The organism is Phytohabitans maris (assembly GCF_031085175.1).
In the GTDB taxonomy this organism is placed as follows: domain Bacteria; phylum Actinomycetota; class Actinomycetes; order Mycobacteriales; family Micromonosporaceae; genus Phytohabitans; species Phytohabitans maris.
This window is the reverse complement of record NZ_JAVHUY010000016.1, coordinates 145557-161922: the sequence shown is the minus strand read 5'-3', so window position 1 is coordinate 161922 and position 16366 is coordinate 145557. Positions and strand designations below refer to the sequence as shown.

Sequence of the window (16366 nt, the reverse complement as noted above, 5' to 3'; positions counted from 1 at the left end):
AATCAAGATGAAACAAGCTCTTTGATCACCGTGACTGGGCGCCTGCCGCATACTGCTCTGATGGCGGGCGGGCGGCGGGCGGCGGATCGGGTGTCCGCGCGGGTCGACTCCGGCACCGCCGAACTCGTGCCCGACCCCGACCGGGCGCGGGCGTTCACGCTGGTGCTCGACGGGGCACCGCAGTCGTACGTGGACCTGGACGAGCCCACCTACCTCGACTTCGAGTACATCCGGCGGATGGCGATCGCGGTCGACCTGGCCGCCCCGCCCAAGCGGCCGCTGCGCGCGCTGCACCTGGGCGGCGGGGCGCTGAGCCTGCCGCGGTACCTGGCGAGCACCCGGCCCGGGTCGGCGCAGCGGGTCGTGGAGGTCGACGGGGCGTTGGTGGAGTTCGTGCGGCGGGAGCTGCCGTGGCCGAAGGACCCGCTGCTGCGGGTGCGGGTGGCCGACGCTCGCGCGGCGCTGGAGTCCAGCCGTGACGGGGCGTACGACCTGGTGGTGAGCGACGTCTTCGCCGGTGCCCGCACGCCGGCCCACCTGGCGTCGGTGGAGTTCGCCCGGCAGGTGGCCCGGGTGCTCGCGCCGGACGGGACATACCTGGTCAACCTCGCCGACGGGCCACCCCTGGCGTACGCGAAGGGACAGGTCACCACGATCCGGGCGGCGCTGCCGCACGCGTGCCTGGTGGCCGACTCGACGGTGCTGCGCGGCCGGCGGTACGGCAACCTGGTCGTCGTCGCCGGGCACGCCGAGCCGCCGATCCCGGCGCTGTCCCGGCGGGTGGCCGGCGACTGGTTTCCGGGCCGGGTCGTCTACGGCGGAGAGCTCGACCGCTTCACGCACGGTGCCAAGGTGGTCGACGACGCGTCAGCGCGGCCCTCGACCCCACCGCCGGCGAGTTTCTGGCGTCATTGATCCGAACACCGGGCCCGCCCCGTACTCAAGCATGGTCCGAGAGTCTCAGGCCCTGTGTATGGAGGTCAGGATGCTGACGCCGCTGGACAGCCTATGTATGCGGTAGCCGCGGAGTGGCGCGGTGGTCGCCCGAGGGATCGGGTGTCGGCGGTGCCGGCCCAGCGGTCGGCGAATCGGTGGCAGGCTGTCGACGGCGGCTCGGCCGCACGCCATGATGAGCGCGTGACGCCACGACCCGCCCCCGGGCGCCACCAAGCCGGGTCCACGGCTCCCAACCCGGACGACGCTCTGGTCCGGGAGCTGTACGAGGAGCACGCCGGCCCGCTGCTGATGTTCGTGCTGCGGCTCACCGGTGGTGACCGGCAGCGCGCCGAAGACATCGTGCAGGAGACGCTGCTGCGTGCCTGGCGCAACGCGCACCGCCTCGGCGCGCAGGGGCAGTCGTCCCTGCGTCCCTGGCTGGTCACCGTGGCCCGCCGGATCGCGATCGACGACCACCGCAGTGAGAACGCGCGCCCGCCGGAGACCTACGGCCGTGACCTGGAAAACTTCTCCGAGCCGGACGAGACCGAACGGGTCCTCCGGCTGATGACGGTCACCGACGCACTGCGTACGCTGAGCCAGCCACACCGGGAGATCATCCTGGAGACGTACTTTCGGGGGAAGACAGTGCCGGAGGCGGCGGAGACGCTGGGCCTGCCGTTGGGGACGGCCAAGTCACGGGTCTACTATGCGCTGCGTGCATTGCGTAGTGCGCTTCAGCAGCGGGGCGTGACCGGATGAGCAGGGCAGCACACTGGGACGTCGCCGCGTACGCGCTGGGCGTGCTCGACCCGCAGGAGTCGGAGCGGTTCGAGGAGCACCTGGCCGGCTGCTGGGCCTGCGCGGGCGAGCTCGAGACCATGCTGCCCGTGGTCAACCTGCTGTCCGAAGTGGACGGCGAGAGCCTCATCACCGCCGAGCAGTCCCGCTCCGACGGGCGGCTGCTCGACCGCATGATCGTCGAGGTCGGCGCGCACCGCCGCAAGGTGCGCAGCCGCCAGTGGCTGGCCGCCGCGGCGGCGGTCGTGGTGCTCGCGACCACCACCGGCGTCTCGCTGGTGGCCGGCGGTCGCCTGTTCGGCGACGGCGGCACCCCGCCCGACGTGGTCGCGGGCGGCGGCAGCAGCGCACCGCTCTCACCGGCGCCCGACCCCGGCAACCCGAACGGGCCCGGCATCGGCGGCCCCGACCTGGGCGCGAGTGAAGACGGCGAGGAGTTCTCCGCCACGGACGTGCAGACCGGCGTCGAGGCCAAGCTGGTGCTGGAGACGAAGACCTGGGGCACCCAGATCTCGTTCCAGCTGGCCAAGCTCTCCGGCCCGCGCCAGTGCCGGCTGACGGTGCTCCGCGAAGACGGCACCAAGGAGGTGCTCAACAGCTGGTCGGTCCCGCCGGCCGGCTACGGCACCAAGGAGGAGCCGGAGCCGTTGCTGCTGCAGACCAGCACGGCGACGCCGCGTAACGCGATCGACCGCGTCCAGGTGCAGCAGGTGACCAAGGACGGCGTCGTCGAGTCACTCGTCGAAGTGCCGGTTTAAGAAGGAGCTGGGATTTAAGAAAGAGCTAAGAACGTCGGGGGTGCCCGCTCCAAATGGCGGCACCCCCTTTAGCTTTTCTTAAAGATCTGTTGGGTGCACACCACTTGCATACCTGCACACGCACCCGCCCGACCTCTGGTTCAAGCCCCGGCTGTGAAATTGTTTACGGTCGATAGTTCATCTTTTCTGCCCGCCCCTGCGTACTAACCGGCGACAAGGCCCAAGTGGACATGTACAGGGAGGGCAAGTGATACCGGGAAAGCGAACCGCTCTCTTGGCAGGCGCTCTGGCAGGGGTCGCGCTCGCCCTGCAAGGTTGTGCTCCGGCTGGTTACAACCAGGACGACGACCAGGTCTCGGTGGCCAACGAAGCGGCGGCTGCGGCGGCGGAGGCGACCCCCACGCCCGCGCCCGACGCCAGCGAAGAGGCCGCCGAGGACACGGGCGACGCGCCCAAGAAGGACGTTCCGATCACCACCAAGCTGACCGCGAAGACGCTGCCCCGGATGGGTCAGGTCGTCGTCGACCAGGACGGCTGGGTGCTCTACCGCTTCGACAAGGACACGGCGAACCCGCCGGCCAGCAACTGCGAAGGCAAGTGCGAGCAGGTCTGGCCGCCGGCGTACACCGAGGACGGCAAGCCCGAGCTCTCCGGTGTCGACGAGAGCAAGGTCGGCGTGATCACCCGGGCCGACGGCACCAAGCAGCTGACGATCGGCAACTGGGCGGTTTACCGGTACATCGGCGACAAGAAGCCGGGCCAGTGGAAGGGCCAGGCCGTCGGCGGTACCTGGTTCGTGGTCACCCCGGCCGGCCAGCGCAACGTCACCTGCCTGCCGACCGGCACCCCGAAGGCGGTCGAGCCCCCGTCCGACGACGCGGCCGCCGGCGGCGACGACAAGGAGAGCGGCGGCGACTCCGGAGGCTACAGCTACTGACGTACCCGACCCGCACGAACCCGGCGGCCGGTCACAGCCCTTTGCGGCGTGGCCGGCCGCCGGCGTTTCCACGGCTTTCCCAACGCCCGCTCGCGGGGTTCCGGGGCGGCGCTCCGCGGGGTTCCGGGGCGGCGCTCCGCGGGGTTCCGGGGCGGCTGTCACGGGCGTTTCGGGGCGGGGTTTGAACCGCCAGCATCGTCCGAAAGTACGATGTCGCGACGATGAGCGGGAACGGCATAAGTTCGCTTTAAATGTCACGTAAGAATTCCCTATTTCCACTCGTCCCAGATTGACGTTTCCTTGAGCTCGCCATAGCGTTTCTCTTAGCTTCTACGTGGGAGGTTGAAGATGTTCTCGGGACGACTTGCGGCACCCGGATCGCGCCGGGCGGCAGCCGTCCTCGCCGGCCTCGCCATCGGCACGCTCGCCACATTCGCGATGCCGATGGCCGCCGCCCAGGCCGCTCCGGACACGCCCCTCACCGCCGCCGACAAAAACCTGTTGTCGGCCGTGCGACTCGCCGGTCTCTGGGAGATGCCCGCCGGCAACATGGCCGCCGAGAAGGGCGGCCGGGTCCGCGTTCGCCAGGTGGGTGCTGAGATCGCCAAGCAGCACGCCGAGCTTGACCGCCTGGTGGTCGACGCGGCCAACAAGCTGAACTACCGGCTTCCCGACGAGCCCAACTCGGACCAGCAGAAGTGGCTGGCCGAGATGGAGGAGGCGCGGGCCGGCGCCGACTTCGACCAGGTCTTCGTCGACCGGCTTCGGGCCGCGCACGGCAAGGTCTTCCCGGTCATCGCCGGCGTCCGCTCCGGCACCCGCAACGACGTCGTGCGCAAGCTCGCCGCGGACGCCAACGACTTCGTGCTCAATCACCTGACCCTGCTGGAGAGCACGGGCCTGGTGAAGTACTCGGAGCTGCCCCTGCCGCCCGACCCGGCGCCGGCCAACGGTGCCGCCGCCGGCAGCAGCGGCATCCTGAACGGCGCGGAGGCCCGCGCCCAGATCGGCGGCGTCGACCCCGCGGTCATCTGGGTGGTCCTGCTCGCGGCGCTGATAGCCGGCGGCGCGACGACGTTCCGACTGTTCCGTTCAGGAAGGTAGGTCCGTCCAGGAGGGTTAGGTCCGTTCGGAAAGGCAGGTCCGTTCGGAAAGGTAGGAGAGAAGCTTTCCGGAGCGCAGCGCACCCGCCCCGGCCCGTGGATGTCGTGTCGGAGAGCCCACGACATCCACGCAGGTCGCGCAACCAGCCAAGGGCGGTGGCGATCAGTTCCCCCAAACTGGCGCCCCAAGGGAAAGGCCCGGACAAACCCAGCGCGAAGGGAGTGGTCAGGGTACGACCACCGGGCCTGCGCAGCGAAGCCGGAAAGGGCAGCGCCGGGACACCCCGTCCGTGTCCCGGCGCTCGCCGTCTTCAACACACTAACCGCTGAACCCTAGAGTGTGGATCGTGCATCGGGTCATGACGCCGCCGGAGGGGTACCACCTCGCCGGTTCGGTCGGGGCGCTCGCCATGGGTCGCCACGACCCGTGCGCCCGCTTCGTCGGCGGTACGTTCTGGTTCGCGAGCCGCACCCCGGACGGCCCCGGATCCCTCGCCCTCGAGCGCGACGGCGCGCACGTCGTGGCGACCGGTCACGGCCCGGGCGCCGGTTGGCTGGTCGACCGGGCGCCCGCGATCGCCGGCCTCGACGACGACGTCAGCGGGTTCGCCGAGCTCGCCGCCGCCCACCCCGTGGTCGCCGAGCTGGCCCGGGTGCACCGCGGCCTGCGGCTGCCGGCCACCCGGCGGCTCTTCCCGCGCCTGCTCCGCGCGATCTTCGAGCAGAAGGTCACTGGCAAGGAGGCATACCGGGGGTACGCGGCGACGGCCCGCCACTTCGGCGAGCTCGCACCCGGCCCGGTCGAGCGGCTCTTCCTGCCGCCGGAGGCCGAGGCGATCGCGGCCGCGCCGTACTGGGTGTTCCACCCGTTCGGCGTCGAGCAGCGGCGGGCCGACACGCTGCGCCGGGCCGCCGCCGAGGCCAGCCGGCTGGAGCGGTGCGCCACCAGCGCCGAGGCGACCCGGCGGATGACCGCCATCCCGGGCATCGGGCCGTGGACCGCCGCCGAGGTGGTCCGCACGGTCTTCGGCGATCCCGACGCGGTTAGCGTCGGCGATTACCACATTCCCAACACGGTGGCCTGGGCGCTGGCCGGAGAAGCGCGTGCCGACGACGCCCGGATGCTCGAACTGCTGGCGCCGTTCGCGGGACATCGGGGCCGTGTGTGCGTACTCTTGGAAAGCGCTGGAATTGCGGCCCCGCGATTTGGTCCGCGGATGCCGATCCGTTCTTTCGCACGGTTTTGACCACGCTCCGTCAGCACCTGACGACGGGCGGGCTTCACCGCAGCTCACGGCCCTGACCTGCGACTTTAAAAAACCCTCAAGATCGTTGAACCGGCTACATCGGCCGAACGGGGGATACGCGCGCGTTCAGGCGCCTACCATAAATCTCAATTAAGGAAGACCGGGAAATCTTAATTCCTTCTTCGTCGCTTGACACTAATCGACGGCCGCTTTTAGGTTGGCTAAGCGGATAGACGTGGTGCGAACTCGTCGCGTATGGAAGTTCGGACGTGTATTCAGCACCCGCACCGTGCGAACGTGCTAGAGGAAACCCCTCACGGGACGACGCCTGCCCACCGCGCCGCCCTCAAGGAGAAGGAGAAGGTATCCCCACATGTACAGGTCGGCACAACGGCGCAGATCGACCAGCGGGCGAAACAAGCGCATCATTGCCGTGCTTGCGACGCTTGTGGTGTTCGGCGGCGTCATCACCGTGACGCAGATCTCCAACGCGGGGGACCGGCGCAACCGTGGCGGGCGTCCCCCGGCGACCCAGTGTCGCCCCGCTCCGGACGGCACCGCGCCGTCCGGCCAGCAGAACGTGACCGAGACCCGGCAGAACGGCCGTACGGTCCGCAACTACTGGGGTGACGGCCAGGCGTGCACCACGACGCCGGCGAGCCCGTCGCCCAGCACGAACGAGGGCGAACCCAACCAGCCGGCGCCCGGCACGTCGTCCACGACTGCTCCCCCGCCGCTGGACTTCGGTCCGGACGAGTGCTCCGAGGGCAACGGCCTGGACATCCACGACGGCTTCCAGAACGGCAACCGCTGCGTCGACACCCAGATGGGCGAGGTAGCCAACGCCGACCAGAACCCGACCCTGCTGATCACCAGCGCCCCCCGCAGCGTCGGCGTCAACCAGCCGTTCACGATCCGGGTCAGCACCCGCAACCTGATCCGCGACCGCTTCCTCCCGGCCGGCCAGGGCGGCTACTACGTGGACATGTCCATCCTCAACGACCAGAACCTGGTCCGCGGACACTTCCACAGCGCCTGCCGCGAGCTCAACAACACCAACGCGGCTCCGAACCCGGAACCGGCCCCGGCGTTCTTCGTGGCCACCGAGGACAACGGCGGCGGCGCCGCACCGGACGTCATCGAGATCCGGGTACCGGGCCTGCCCAACCGGGGCACCTTCCAGTGCGCCTCCTGGGCCGGCGACGCCTCACACCGCATCCCGATGATGCAGCGCGCCAACCAGATCCCCGCCTTCGACGCGGTCCGAGTGACCGTCCGGTAACGACGATCCACATGCGAGACCTGAGGGGGCACGGGCCAGACGGGCCGTGCCCCCTCACGCATTGAAGCGACAGATGGGCTCACGCGATGAAGCGACAGATGGGAGAGCCGTCAATGTTCCGCAACCGGCGTACGGCAGTCGTGGCGCTCGGTGCCGCCGTCTTCGGTGCCCTCGCGCTCGCGTCGCCGGCCTCGGCCGACGTGACCGCGAACCCGTCGGAGGCCACCCGCGGTGACGGCGCCAAGGTGACTTTTCGGCTGACCGAGGACCGCCCCGGGGCGCACACCACCAAGGTCCAGGTGATCGCGCCGGTGGACAACCCGATCGGCGAGATCTACCCGATGTCCCAGAACGACTGGGCGCCGGCCACCGAGACCCGCACGCTGGACCAGGCGGTAGCCGGCCTGCACGGCATGCCGGTCACCGAGACCACCGCCTCGATCACGTGGAGCCGCGTCGACCCGGCACCGAAGTCGGCAGCGCCGATCGAGCTGATCGTCTCGATGGGGCCGATGCCGACCGAGGGTGACGAGCTCTCGTTCGCGGTCGTGCAGACGTATTCGGACGGCACCGTGGTCCGCTGGGCCGACCCGGCCGGCGGCGCCCACCCGGCCGTGGTCGTCAAGCTGGTCGGCCAGGCGGTCCCGGGTGGCAACGGCCACCACGGCGGCGGGCAGCAGCAGGCGGCCCCGCCCGCGGCCAGCGCGCAGACGCCCGCCGAGGGCAGCGGCTCGTACGGCATCCTCGCCGCCGGCCTGCTCGCCGGCCTCGGCCTCGGCGTGGTGGGCGGCTGGTTGATCCTGCGCAGCCGCCGCAGCACGACCCCGGCCGAGACCGCCGAGGCGCCCGTGCGTGAGAAGGTCGGCGCCACCAGCCAGTGAGTATTTACGAGCAACTCGACCGGCCCGTCCGCTTCGACGTGGACGAGGTACCGGCCAGCGGACGGGTAGCCTAGCCGGGTGGCTCGCACCCAACGCCGGGTTTTGACCGGTCTTGTCGCAGGTGCCCTCCTGGCCGCCGGCTGCACGCTCCCGGTGTACGCGCCGAACACGGACGGCGCGGCCGAGGGAGACCCGTCGCCCGGCCCCGCCGCCTCGGGTGAGGCCGCGATCTGGCGGCCCTGCCCGGACGTGCCGGAGGACCTGGTGGGGCGCAGCGCGCCCGGCATGCGGTACGAGTGCGCCAGCGTCGCCGTCCCGCAGGACTGGGCCGACCCGGGCGGCAGCGGCACGTTCGAGATCGCGCTGCTGCGGGCCCGCTCCAACCGCCAGCAGGACCGGATCGGCTCGCTGGTGGTCAACCCCGGCGGCCCGGGCGGGTCGGGCATCGACACCGCCGTGTACCTGTCGTTCGGCGCCGCGTTCGGCGGGCTGCCCGACGAGATCACCGAGCGCTTCGACATCGTCGGCTTCGACCCGCGCGGCGTGGCCCGCTCGTCGCCGGTCGAGTGCATCTCCGACGCCGACCTCGACGCGACGTTCGGCGCCGACCCCGACCCGGACACCCAGGGCGAGTTCGACGAGGTCGTGGCGATCAACAAGCGGGTCGGCGACGGGTGCGGCGCGAAGTACGGCGACCGGCTCACCCTCTTCTCCACCGAGCAGGCCGCCCGCGACATGGACGCGGTCCGCGCGGCGGTGGGCGACGAAAAACTGACCTACCTCGGGTACTCGTACGGCACGCTGCTCGGCGCGACCTACGCCCAGCTCTTCCCCAGCAAGATCCGCGCGCTCGTGCTCGACGGCGCGGTCGACCCCGGGCAGGACATGGTCGCCGGCTCGGAGAGCCAGGCCAAGGGCTTCGAGCGGGCGTTCACCAACTTCACCAACTGGTGCGAGCAGACCCGCGGGCGCTGTCCGATCGGGCCGGATGCCCGCGGCGCCGTCACGGACGCGATCGAAAAGGCAAGGGTCTCTCCGGTACGCGGCAGCGACGGCCGCGAGGCCACGGCGGGCTGGGTCTTCTACGCGGTGATCTCGTCGCTCTACACCGAGCAGGGCTGGCAGGAGCTGGCCACCGCGGTCGACGACCTGCGGCGCGGCGACGCGGCGGCGGTCTTCGAGCTGGCCGACTCGTACGCCGAGCGGGACAGCGGCGGCCACTACTCCAACCTCTTCGACGCCAACCTCGCGGTCAACTGCGCCGACTCCACCGCCAAGCCGACGCTCAAGCAGGTCCGCTCGTACCAGTCGCAGTGGCGCGCGAAGTACCCGCTCTTCGGGGCGGCGCTGGCGGTGGGCATGCTCCCGTGCGCGTACTGGCCGGGCGAGCGCGACCCCTACCCGACCGGCGAGGCGAAGGGCGCGCCGCCGATCGTGGTCGTGGGGACCACCGGCGACCCGGCCACGCCGTACGAGCAGACCGCCAAGCTCGCCGACATGCTCGGGGTGGGCGTGGTGCTGACCTGGGAGGGCGAGGGCCACACCGCGTACCCGCAGACCGAGTGCGTGACCCGGGCGGTCGACCGGTACCTCATCGATCTGGAGGCGCCGCAGGCGGGGCTGCGCTGCCCGCGGTGATGTCGTCCAGCATCGCCCGGATCGCCCGGAGGTTTTGCTTGATCTCCTCCTGCTCCTCGTGGCGAAACGCGTCCGCGTCCACGATGAGCTTGCTCGCGAAGTGCGCCGTGATCAGCGGGATCACCAGCAGCACCATCGTGGAGATCAGCAGGCCGGCGAGCACGCGTCCGGCCCACGTCGTCGGGTACGTGTCGCCGTAGCCCACCGTCGACGCCGTCACGACCGCCCACCAGACCGAGTCGCCCGCGCTCTTGTCTTCGGTGACGCTGTAGATGGCACCGCTGACGACGATGAGGCCCAGATAGGCGAGCATGAGTGTCGGCGGCGAGTTGGCCAGCCACACCAGAAAACGGTAGAGCAGGCGAAACGGCCACAGCAGCAGCTTCATGGCGCATCATGATGCCGGCTGTTGATCGCTCCCAGCCATCGGCGGTTCGGCCGTAGGGTGGGTCGCGTGGTTGATCTCGCATCCGGCGCGGGTGAACTGGCTTTCCGCACCGCCACCCGTGCCGACCTGCCCGCCATCCTGGCGATGCTCGCCGACGACCCGCTCGGCGCGGCGCGGGAGTCGGCCGGCGATCCGGATTACACGGCGGCCTTCGACCAGATCGACGCCGACCCGCGCAACACGCTGGTGGTGGCCGACCGGGCCGGCGAGGTGGTCGGCACGATGCAGCTCACGTACATCCCGTCGCTCAGCCAGCGGGGCGGCGAGCGCCTCCAGATCGAAGCGGTGCGCATCCGCGCCGACCAACGCGGCCGCGGGCTGGGACGCCGGATGATCCAGTGGGCGGTCGACCAGGCCCGCGCGCGAGGCTGCCGGCTGGTCCAGCTCACGACCGACAAGCGCCGCGTGGACGCGCACCGCTTCTACGCCTCGCTCGGCTTCGCCGCGTCGCACGAGGGGATGAAGTTGGCGCTCTCTTGAGGCTTGTTTCGATCGGTGGATCCTCGACGGGCTGCTTGCGGATACGCGCGCACCCGGCTTGGCGGCCCGGGCAGTTGATCGACATCGGGTCGAGGAATCAGATCGTGGTACGTAGGTGCCTCCAGAGGGGCACTCAGATGCCACGATCGCCCCACTGCATTGCGGCTTGGTGACGCGTTTTGGACCGCGGAGGGTGAGGCCGCGGGAACGCACCCCCAAGAAAACGCTCCGCTGCGCTCCACGTCTCCCCGGGGACCCCGCGCAACGGTCCGGACCACCGCGGACGTCGCGGTAGCTCGGATCGCGATTTTGGATCTGATCAGGTCGCACGAAGTCTCCAGATCCAACGCCAGAACCTTGCCCCCGCGTTGGGGCGGCCCGTTGGTGGCCGAGGTCGGCCGCCGGAGCGTGCGGGTCAGGCGCGGGCGCTGCCGACGACGCGGCGCTGGCGGTAGGCGCGGGTCTTGTTGCGATTACCGCAGGAGGCGCCGCACCAGCACTTCGAGGAGTTTTTCGAGCGATCGTAATACGCCCACTGGCAGGTGCCCTCCCGGCAGATCTTGAGGCGCGACCAGATGCCGTCGCGCTCGGCGAGCACCATCGCGGCCACGATCTCGGCGAGCAGGCCGGGCACGCCATCGGCGGTGGGCACCAGCCCCATGCCGCCCTCGGTGAAGCGGGCCCGCAGCGGCAGCCCGGCGGCGAGCCGGTCGAGCTCCGCCCGGGGATCTCCCGCCGGCGCCTCGACGGCATCGTCCGCCGGCGCCTCGGTGTCGTGCGCGGACAGCTCCAGCCGGAGCGCCGCGCGCAGCTGCCACGCGAGGTCGAGGTCGGCCGGCGCCACCGGCCCCTCCCGACCCTGCGCGGAGAGCCACCGCTGGAACCGCTCGGTCGTGGTCAGCTCGTCGGTGCCCTCCTCGACGTCGAGCGTGTTGGCGAACGCCTCCACCAACACCAGCTGCTCCGGAACCCCGCCGTCCACGACACCCCCAAACCGCCTTGACCGGTAACCCACATCCTACTACCGTCAGGGCGACACCACCAAAGAGTCTTCACAAGTGTCGGAGGGCGGCCACCATGCATCCGCTGATCGCGTCGATGTGGATCACGGCATACGACCGAGACCTGCAGGACCAGGCCCGACATGCGCGCCGGGCCGCGGTGTTCGCCGGCAGCGGCTCACTTCGCGCTCGCGCGGGCCACGGCCTCATCCGGCTGGGCCAGCGCGTGGCCGGCGAGGCCGCACGTCACCCGCGCCCGGCATGACCGGGCCGCCACCTCCCGCCGGGTCAGACCGTGGGAGCCGGGGAGCTCGCACGCGGGGCCGGAGCCCGGTAACCGCGCTATTCGGTTTCCCAGTTCGCGGCGTTCTTGCGGCTGGGCTGGACGCGGGGCGGCTCGCCGGGCATCTTCGGATGGTCCGGTGGATATGGCATGTCGCCCTGGCCGTCACGCTCGTCGCGTTCCGACCACTCCAGCAGCGGCGAGATGTCAAAGGCCTCGTCGTCGATCGCCGCGTGCGGGTCGCCGATCTTCGCGAAGCGCTCGGGCATCGTCCGGATGTCGAAGTCGTCCGGCTCGACCTCGCCCAGTTCGTCCCAGGTGACCGGGGTGGAGACGGTGGCGCGGGCGTTGGCCCGCAGGGAGTAGGCGCAGGCGATGGTGCGGTCGCGGGCCATCTGGTTGAAGTCGACGAAGACGCGCTCGCCCCGCTCCTCCTTCCACCACGAGGTGGTCACCAGGTCGGGGCGGCGGCGCTCCACCTCGCGGGCCAGCGCGATCACCCCCCGGCGTACGGCGACGAAGTCCCACTCCGGCCGGATGCGCACGTAGACGTGCACACCCCGGCCGCCCGACGTCTTGGGAAAGCCGGTGATGCCCAGCTCGTCCAGCACCTCGCGCAGCACGCCGGCGGCCTTCACCGCGTGGCCGAAGTCGGTGCCCGGCGAGGGGTCGAAGTCGATCCGCAGCTCGTCGGGGTGGTCCGGGTCGGCCCTGCGCACCGGCCAGGGGTGAAAGACCACGGTGCCGAGCTGGGCCGCCCACGCCACGTGCGCCAGGTCGGCCGGGCAGAGCTCGTCGGCCGGCCGCCCGCTGGGAAACGTGATCCGCGCGGTCTGCACCCACGGCGGCACGCCGCGAGTGGGGATCCGCTTCTGGTAAAACATCTCCCCCTCGATGCCCTCGGGAAAGCGCTGGAGGGTCGTGGGCCGGTCGCGCAGGGCCCGGGTGATGCCGTCGCCCACCGCGAGGTAGTACGAGAACAGGTCGTGCTTGGTGTAGCCGCGCTGCGGAAAGTAGACCTTGTCAGGGCTGCTCAGTCGCACCTTGTGGCCGGCGACCTCGACCTCGACGGCGCTCGCCTTCGGACTCATGCCGCGACCATACTGCTTTTGCGCAGGTCAGCTGTGCACGCTCCAGTCGCGATGGGTCTCCCAGAGGTGCACGAGCATAAAGAGCCGGCGCTCGAAAAACGGGTCCCGCGCCAGCCACAGCCCGTCGTAGGGTGCGGGCAGCCGGAGCGTCTCGCCGGTGTCGAGATACACGGCGACGACCGTGCGGCGGCGGCGCCGCTCGGGGCGGATGTCCACCACCTGGCGCCACGAGGCCACGCCGGGCAGCGCGGGCACCGTGCGCCGGATGCCGTATTCGTCGATCTCGGTCCCGCCCCGGCGACCGGCGACGATGCCGGCCAGCCCGGCCGCGAGCGGCAGCACGACCAGCACGGCGGCCCGGACCTCCGCCGGCATGACAAACGCGACGAGGAGGGCGACAGGCGCACAGACCACGCCGGCGCGCAGCCCGTGCCCGATCGCCTGGCGCCAGGTCGGCCGAAAGCTGACCGTGGCGTATCCGTCCCCCACGCCTGGTCAACGATGCCGTCAGCGGTTGGTAATCAACGGGCGAGGCCACTCACCCCCATGCGGTCGTACCGTTGGTGCCATGGCTGCTCACGAGATGACCGTGCCCACCACCGACGACGAGTGGCGGGTGCGCCTGTCGCCCGACGAGTACCGCGTACTCCGCCAGGCCGGCACCGAGGCGCCCTGGACCGGGGAGTACGTCGACACCAAGACCACGGGTGTCTACCGCTGCCGCGCCTGCGGGGCGGAGCTCTTCTCCAGCGACACGAAGTTCGACTCGCACTGTGGCTGGCCGTCGTTCTTCACCCCGCTGGCCGAAGACCGCGTGCGATACATCGTCGACCGTTCGCTCGGCATGGTCCGCACCGAGGTGCGGTGCGCGCGCTGCGACTCCCACCTTGGCCACGTCTTCGAGGGCGAGGGCTACCCGACGCCCACCGACCAGCGGTTCTGCATCAACAGCATCTCCCTGACGCTGGAGCCCACCGGCGAGCGGTAGCCAGCTCGTCAGCGCGGTCGGCGGAGGTCCGAGCGACGTTGGAGGTAGGCCACCTCGACCAGGACTGTGTCGTCATGGATGGCGTAGATGACGCGGTACTCCCCACGTCGCGCCGAATGAAGTCCGGTCAGATCGCCGATCAGTGGCCTGCCGACCCGGTGTGGATTCCTAGCCAAAGGTCCTGCGCAAAACTCCAGGACCGCGCAGGCGACGCGTTCGGGAAGCTTCGCGATGTCACGGCGCGCAGCGCCGGTGAACTCCACCCGGTAGGTCACGCCTCAGGGCTCAAGCGATTCGAGGTCCTCGCAGGAGATCAGCACCGCCGACGGACGGCCATCCTTCGTGATGACAACGCGCTCGTGCGTTGTCTCGACCGAGTTGACGATCGGTGAGAGACGATCTCGCACATCGGCCAGCGGCAAAGTCGTGGTCATGCACAGAGTTATGCCCTTGGGTCGCCGTCCCGGCAAAGGCGGACTGGGCCGCGCACGCCGAGCCTCACCTACAGCGGGAGCGGCGCAGTCGCTACGATCCCCATCCAAGGGGCACGGGGAGGACAGCATGGCGCGCATACTGACGGTTTCCTCGCAACGAGCGGGGGCATATCCGACAATCCAGGACGCGCTAGAGGTCGCTCCCGACGGTGCGGTCATCTCGGTCGAGCCCGGCACCTACGCCGAGGCGATCCGGGTGATGGGGCGCCGCCTCACCATCAACGCCGCCAAGGAGCCCGGCTCGGTCACCATCGACGCGAGCGAGGCGCACGGCCCGGCGGTCGCCGCCTCCCGCGCCGAGGTCACGCTGGAGGGCCTGGTGCTCAAGGCGGCCGACTACCCGGCCGTCACCGCGTCCAACACCCGCCTGACGGTCAGCAAGTGCGAGGCAAGCGCCGGATACGCGGGGGCCATCTCGGTCACCGACGGCGGGCAGGTGACCGCCACCGATGTCAAGGTGACCGGCGGGCAGTACGGCTTCGTGGTCGAGGATTCCGGCGGCGTGCTCGACAAGTGCGAGGTCCGCGGCATCGCGGACGACGGCATCATCGTGCGGCTGGGCGCCAACCCCACGATCCGCAACACCACGGTCGCCGGGTGCGGATACCGGGGCATCTACGTGTACCAGGCGGGCCGCCCCACGATCGAGCGGTGCGACATCTCCGGCACCGGCGACGCGGGCATCTCCGTGGCCCACCAGAGCTCCCCCACGATCACCGACAGCTGGGTGCACGACACGTCGGGCGTCGGCATCGCGTTCGGGCGCGGGTGCGGCGGCCTGGTCGAAGGCACCCGGGTGGAGGGCACCGCCTCGCCCGGCATCGACGTCGAGGACGGCGCGACGCCGACGATCCGGCTGGCCGACGACACCGCCGGCAAGCTCAAGGTCGGCGCGGGCGTCACCGATGGCCTCGCGCAGCAGGACACGGAAAAGGTCGACAAGCTCCTCACCGAGCTCGACTCGATGATCGGCCTCGGGGGCGTCAAGGCCGAGGTCCGCGCGCTCATCGACGAGATCCAGGTCAACGAGTGGCGGCGCAGCGCCGGGCTCGCGGTCGGCGGCGCGAGCAACCACCTCGTCTTCACCGGCGCGCCCGGCACCGGCAAGACCACGGTCGCGCGCATCTACGGCCAGCTGCTCAAGGCGCTGGGGGTGCTGCCGGGCGGCGAGTTCAAGGAAGTGTCCCGCCGCGACCTCGTCGGGCAGTACATCGGTCACACCGCGGAAAAGACCACCTCGGTCTTCGAGCAGGCGCTGGGCGGCGTCCTCTTCATCGACGAGGCGTACACGCTGTCCCGCTCCGCCGGCACCAGCGCCGACTTCGGCCAGGAGGCCATCGACACGCTGGTGAAGCTGATGGAGGACCACCGCGACCAGGTGGCCGTGATCGTCGCGGGATACACCGACGACATGGCCAACTTCCTCGACGCGAACGCCGGCCTGGCCTCCCGCTTCGCCAAGACGCTGGAGTTCGAAAACTACTCGCCCGACGAGCTGGTGCTGATCGTGCGGCGGATCGCCCGCAACGACGACTACCTGCTGGGCACCGGGCTCGACGAGGCGCTGCTGGAGTGGTTCGGGCAGATCGAGCGCGACCAAAACTTCGGCAACGCGCGCGAGGCGCGCAAGCTGCTGGAGGGCATGCGCAAGGTGCAGTCCGGCCGGCTGCGCGCGCTCGGCCGCATGCCCAGCCGCGACGACCTGCGCACTCTGGTCCTCGACGACCTGCTGGGAGCGACCCGGTAAGCACCCGCGAGCAGCGACAGCGCGCACAACAAGCGACACCGCAAGCACGCGCAGGAAGCGACACGGCGAGGCAAACGCCAGGAGCGACACGGCGAGGCAACGCCAGGAGGGGCACCGCAAAGGAGCGGGCACGGCAAGCAACGCGCGAGGAGGGACACGGTAAGCACTCGCTGGGAGCGACGCGGTAAGCATCGGTTTCTATGATGGTGTGACGCACGGCGGACAATGCCGCGCCGCCGGAGTGGGCGGAG

Annotated in this window: 19 protein-coding genes; 13 read left to right on the top strand and 6 right to left on the bottom strand. The window is 70.5% G+C overall.

The genetic code is table 11. The features are described 5' to 3' along the window. The first annotated feature begins 60 nt into the window (after positions 1-60). From RB614_RS18875 to RB614_RS18835, 9 genes are all read left to right on the top strand, one after another. A complete protein-coding gene (locus RB614_RS18875; protein ID WP_308713852.1) occupies positions 61-915 on the top strand; it encodes a spermidine synthase in 855 nt (284 codons plus the stop codon). A 93-nt stretch (positions 916-1008) separates the two neighbouring features. After that, positions 1009-1698, top strand: a complete 690-nt coding sequence (locus tag RB614_RS18870; RefSeq protein WP_308713851.1) for a sigma-70 family RNA polymerase sigma factor — start codon at positions 1009-1011, stop codon at positions 1696-1698. Then, complete coding sequence (locus tag RB614_RS18865) at positions 1695-2495, top strand: anti-sigma factor family protein (RefSeq protein ID WP_308713850.1); 801 nt, start codon at positions 1695-1697, stop codon at positions 2493-2495. Before RB614_RS18870 ends, RB614_RS18865 begins: the two co-directional genes overlap by 4 nt. Before the next feature lie 274 nt (positions 2496-2769). Continuing rightward, positions 2770-3432, top strand: coding sequence for a COG4315 family predicted lipoprotein (locus tag RB614_RS18860; protein ID WP_308713849.1), 663 nt, complete (start codon positions 2770-2772; stop codon positions 3430-3432). A gap of 348 nt (positions 3433-3780) precedes the next feature. Further along, positions 3781-4536: a DUF4142 domain-containing protein gene (locus RB614_RS18855; RefSeq protein WP_308713848.1), complete on the top strand. Its 756-nt coding sequence runs from the start codon at positions 3781-3783 to the stop codon at positions 4534-4536. Between the two features lie 358 nt (positions 4537-4894). Further along, positions 4895-5782, top strand: coding sequence for a DNA-3-methyladenine glycosylase family protein (locus RB614_RS18850; protein WP_308713892.1), 888 nt, complete (start codon positions 4895-4897; stop codon positions 5780-5782). Between the two features lie 433 nt (positions 5783-6215). Then, complete coding sequence (locus RB614_RS18845; protein WP_308713847.1) at positions 6216-7064, top strand: Pecanex-like protein 1; 849 nt, start codon at positions 6216-6218, stop codon at positions 7062-7064. A gap of 98 nt (positions 7065-7162) precedes the next feature. Then, a complete protein-coding gene (locus RB614_RS18840; RefSeq protein WP_308713846.1) occupies positions 7163-7945 on the top strand; it encodes a DUF1775 domain-containing protein in 783 nt (260 codons plus the stop codon). Between the two features lie 78 nt (positions 7946-8023). Beyond that, positions 8024-9583, top strand: a complete 1560-nt coding sequence (locus RB614_RS18835) for an alpha/beta hydrolase (RefSeq protein WP_308713845.1) — start codon at positions 8024-8026, stop codon at positions 9581-9583. On the opposite strand, the gene RB614_RS18830 is transcribed toward RB614_RS18835, so the two are convergent. Next, on the bottom strand, positions 9537-9971 hold the full coding sequence (locus RB614_RS18830; RefSeq protein ID WP_308713844.1) for a potassium channel family protein: 435 nt from the start codon (positions 9969-9971) through the stop codon (positions 9537-9539). The two genes, RB614_RS18835 and RB614_RS18830, sit on opposite strands and share 47 nt — an antisense overlap. A 144-nt stretch (positions 9972-10115) precedes the next feature. Between RB614_RS18830 and RB614_RS18825 the strand changes: the two genes are divergently transcribed. After that, on the top strand, positions 10116-10511 hold the full coding sequence (locus RB614_RS18825; protein WP_308713891.1) for a GNAT family N-acetyltransferase: 396 nt from the start codon (positions 10116-10118) through the stop codon (positions 10509-10511). 415 nt (positions 10512-10926) lie between these two features. On the opposite strand, the gene RB614_RS18820 is transcribed toward RB614_RS18825, so the two are convergent. Continuing rightward, positions 10927-11493, bottom strand: coding sequence for a CGNR zinc finger domain-containing protein (locus RB614_RS18820; RefSeq protein ID WP_308713843.1), 567 nt, complete (start codon positions 11491-11493; stop codon positions 10927-10929). A 95-nt stretch (positions 11494-11588) separates the two neighbouring features. Here RB614_RS18820 and RB614_RS18815 point away from each other — a divergent pair, with 95 nt between their 5' ends. Further along, positions 11589-11777, top strand: a complete 189-nt coding sequence (locus RB614_RS18815; protein WP_308713842.1) for a hypothetical protein — start codon at positions 11589-11591, stop codon at positions 11775-11777. Positions 11778-11854: 77 nt separating this feature from the next. On the opposite strand, the gene ligD is transcribed toward RB614_RS18815, so the two are convergent. After that, positions 11855-12886: a non-homologous end-joining DNA ligase gene (gene ligD / locus RB614_RS18810; protein ID WP_308713841.1), complete on the bottom strand. Its 1032-nt coding sequence runs from the start codon at positions 12884-12886 to the stop codon at positions 11855-11857. A 27-nt stretch (positions 12887-12913) separates the two neighbouring features. Further along, entirely contained in the window at positions 12914-13375 is a 462-nt protein-coding gene (locus RB614_RS18805) for a hypothetical protein (RefSeq protein ID WP_308713840.1), read from the bottom strand. A 79-nt stretch (positions 13376-13454) separates the two neighbouring features. Between RB614_RS18805 and msrB the strand changes: the two genes are divergently transcribed. After that, positions 13455-13874 carry a peptide-methionine (R)-S-oxide reductase MsrB gene (gene msrB / locus RB614_RS18800; RefSeq protein ID WP_308713839.1) on the top strand — a complete coding sequence of 140 codons (420 nt, stop codon included), beginning with the start codon at positions 13455-13457 and terminating at the stop codon, positions 13872-13874. An 8-nt stretch (positions 13875-13882) separates the two neighbouring features. On the opposite strand, the gene RB614_RS18795 is transcribed toward msrB, so the two are convergent. Continuing rightward, on the bottom strand, positions 13883-14149 hold the full coding sequence (locus RB614_RS18795) for a type II toxin-antitoxin system RelE family toxin (protein ID WP_308713838.1): 267 nt from the start codon (positions 14147-14149) through the stop codon (positions 13883-13885). Between the two features lie 3 nt (positions 14150-14152). After that, positions 14153-14308 carry a type II toxin-antitoxin system Phd/YefM family antitoxin gene (locus RB614_RS18790; protein WP_308713836.1) on the bottom strand — a complete coding sequence of 52 codons (156 nt, stop codon included), beginning with the start codon at positions 14306-14308 and terminating at the stop codon, positions 14153-14155. A 127-nt stretch (positions 14309-14435) separates the two neighbouring features. On the opposite strand from RB614_RS18790, the gene RB614_RS18785 reads away from it, so the two are divergent. Beyond that, positions 14436-16115 carry a right-handed parallel beta-helix repeat-containing protein gene (locus RB614_RS18785; RefSeq protein ID WP_308713835.1) on the top strand — a complete coding sequence of 560 codons (1680 nt, stop codon included), beginning with the start codon at positions 14436-14438 and terminating at the stop codon, positions 16113-16115. Positions 16116-16366 lie beyond the last annotated feature (251 nt).

Bases quoted from the DNA above. Each gene is read 5' to 3' on its own strand.
- ligD (WP_308713841.1), bottom strand. From the start codon at position 12,886: ATGAGTCCGAAGGCGAGCGCCGTCGAGGTCGAGGTCGCCGGCCACAAG.
- RB614_RS18790 (WP_308713836.1), bottom strand. From the start codon at position 14,308: ATGACCACGACTTTGCCGCTGGCCGATGTGCGAGATCGTCTCTCACCG.
- RB614_RS18830 (WP_308713844.1), bottom strand. From the start codon at position 9,971: ATGAAGCTGCTGCTGTGGCCGTTTCGCCTGCTCTACCGTTTTCTGGTG.
- RB614_RS18785 (WP_308713835.1), top strand. From the start codon at position 14,436: ATGGCGCGCATACTGACGGTTTCCTCGCAACGAGCGGGGGCATATCCG.
- RB614_RS18825 (WP_308713891.1), top strand. From the start codon at position 10,116: ATGCTCGCCGACGACCCGCTCGGCGCGGCGCGGGAGTCGGCCGGCGAT.
- RB614_RS18855 (WP_308713848.1), top strand. From the start codon at position 3,781: ATGTTCTCGGGACGACTTGCGGCACCCGGATCGCGCCGGGCGGCAGCC.
- msrB (WP_308713839.1), top strand. From the start codon at position 13,455: ATGGCTGCTCACGAGATGACCGTGCCCACCACCGACGACGAGTGGCGG.
- RB614_RS18850 (WP_308713892.1), top strand. From the start codon at position 4,895: ATGACGCCGCCGGAGGGGTACCACCTCGCCGGTTCGGTCGGGGCGCTC.
- RB614_RS18865 (WP_308713850.1), top strand. From the start codon at position 1,695: ATGAGCAGGGCAGCACACTGGGACGTCGCCGCGTACGCGCTGGGCGTG.
- RB614_RS18815 (WP_308713842.1), top strand. From the start codon at position 11,589: ATGCATCCGCTGATCGCGTCGATGTGGATCACGGCATACGACCGAGAC.
- RB614_RS18840 (WP_308713846.1), top strand. From the start codon at position 7,163: ATGGGAGAGCCGTCAATGTTCCGCAACCGGCGTACGGCAGTCGTGGCG.
- RB614_RS18870 (WP_308713851.1), top strand. From the start codon at position 1,009: ATGTATGCGGTAGCCGCGGAGTGGCGCGGTGGTCGCCCGAGGGATCGG.
- RB614_RS18875 (WP_308713852.1), top strand. From the start codon at position 61: ATGGCGGGCGGGCGGCGGGCGGCGGATCGGGTGTCCGCGCGGGTCGAC.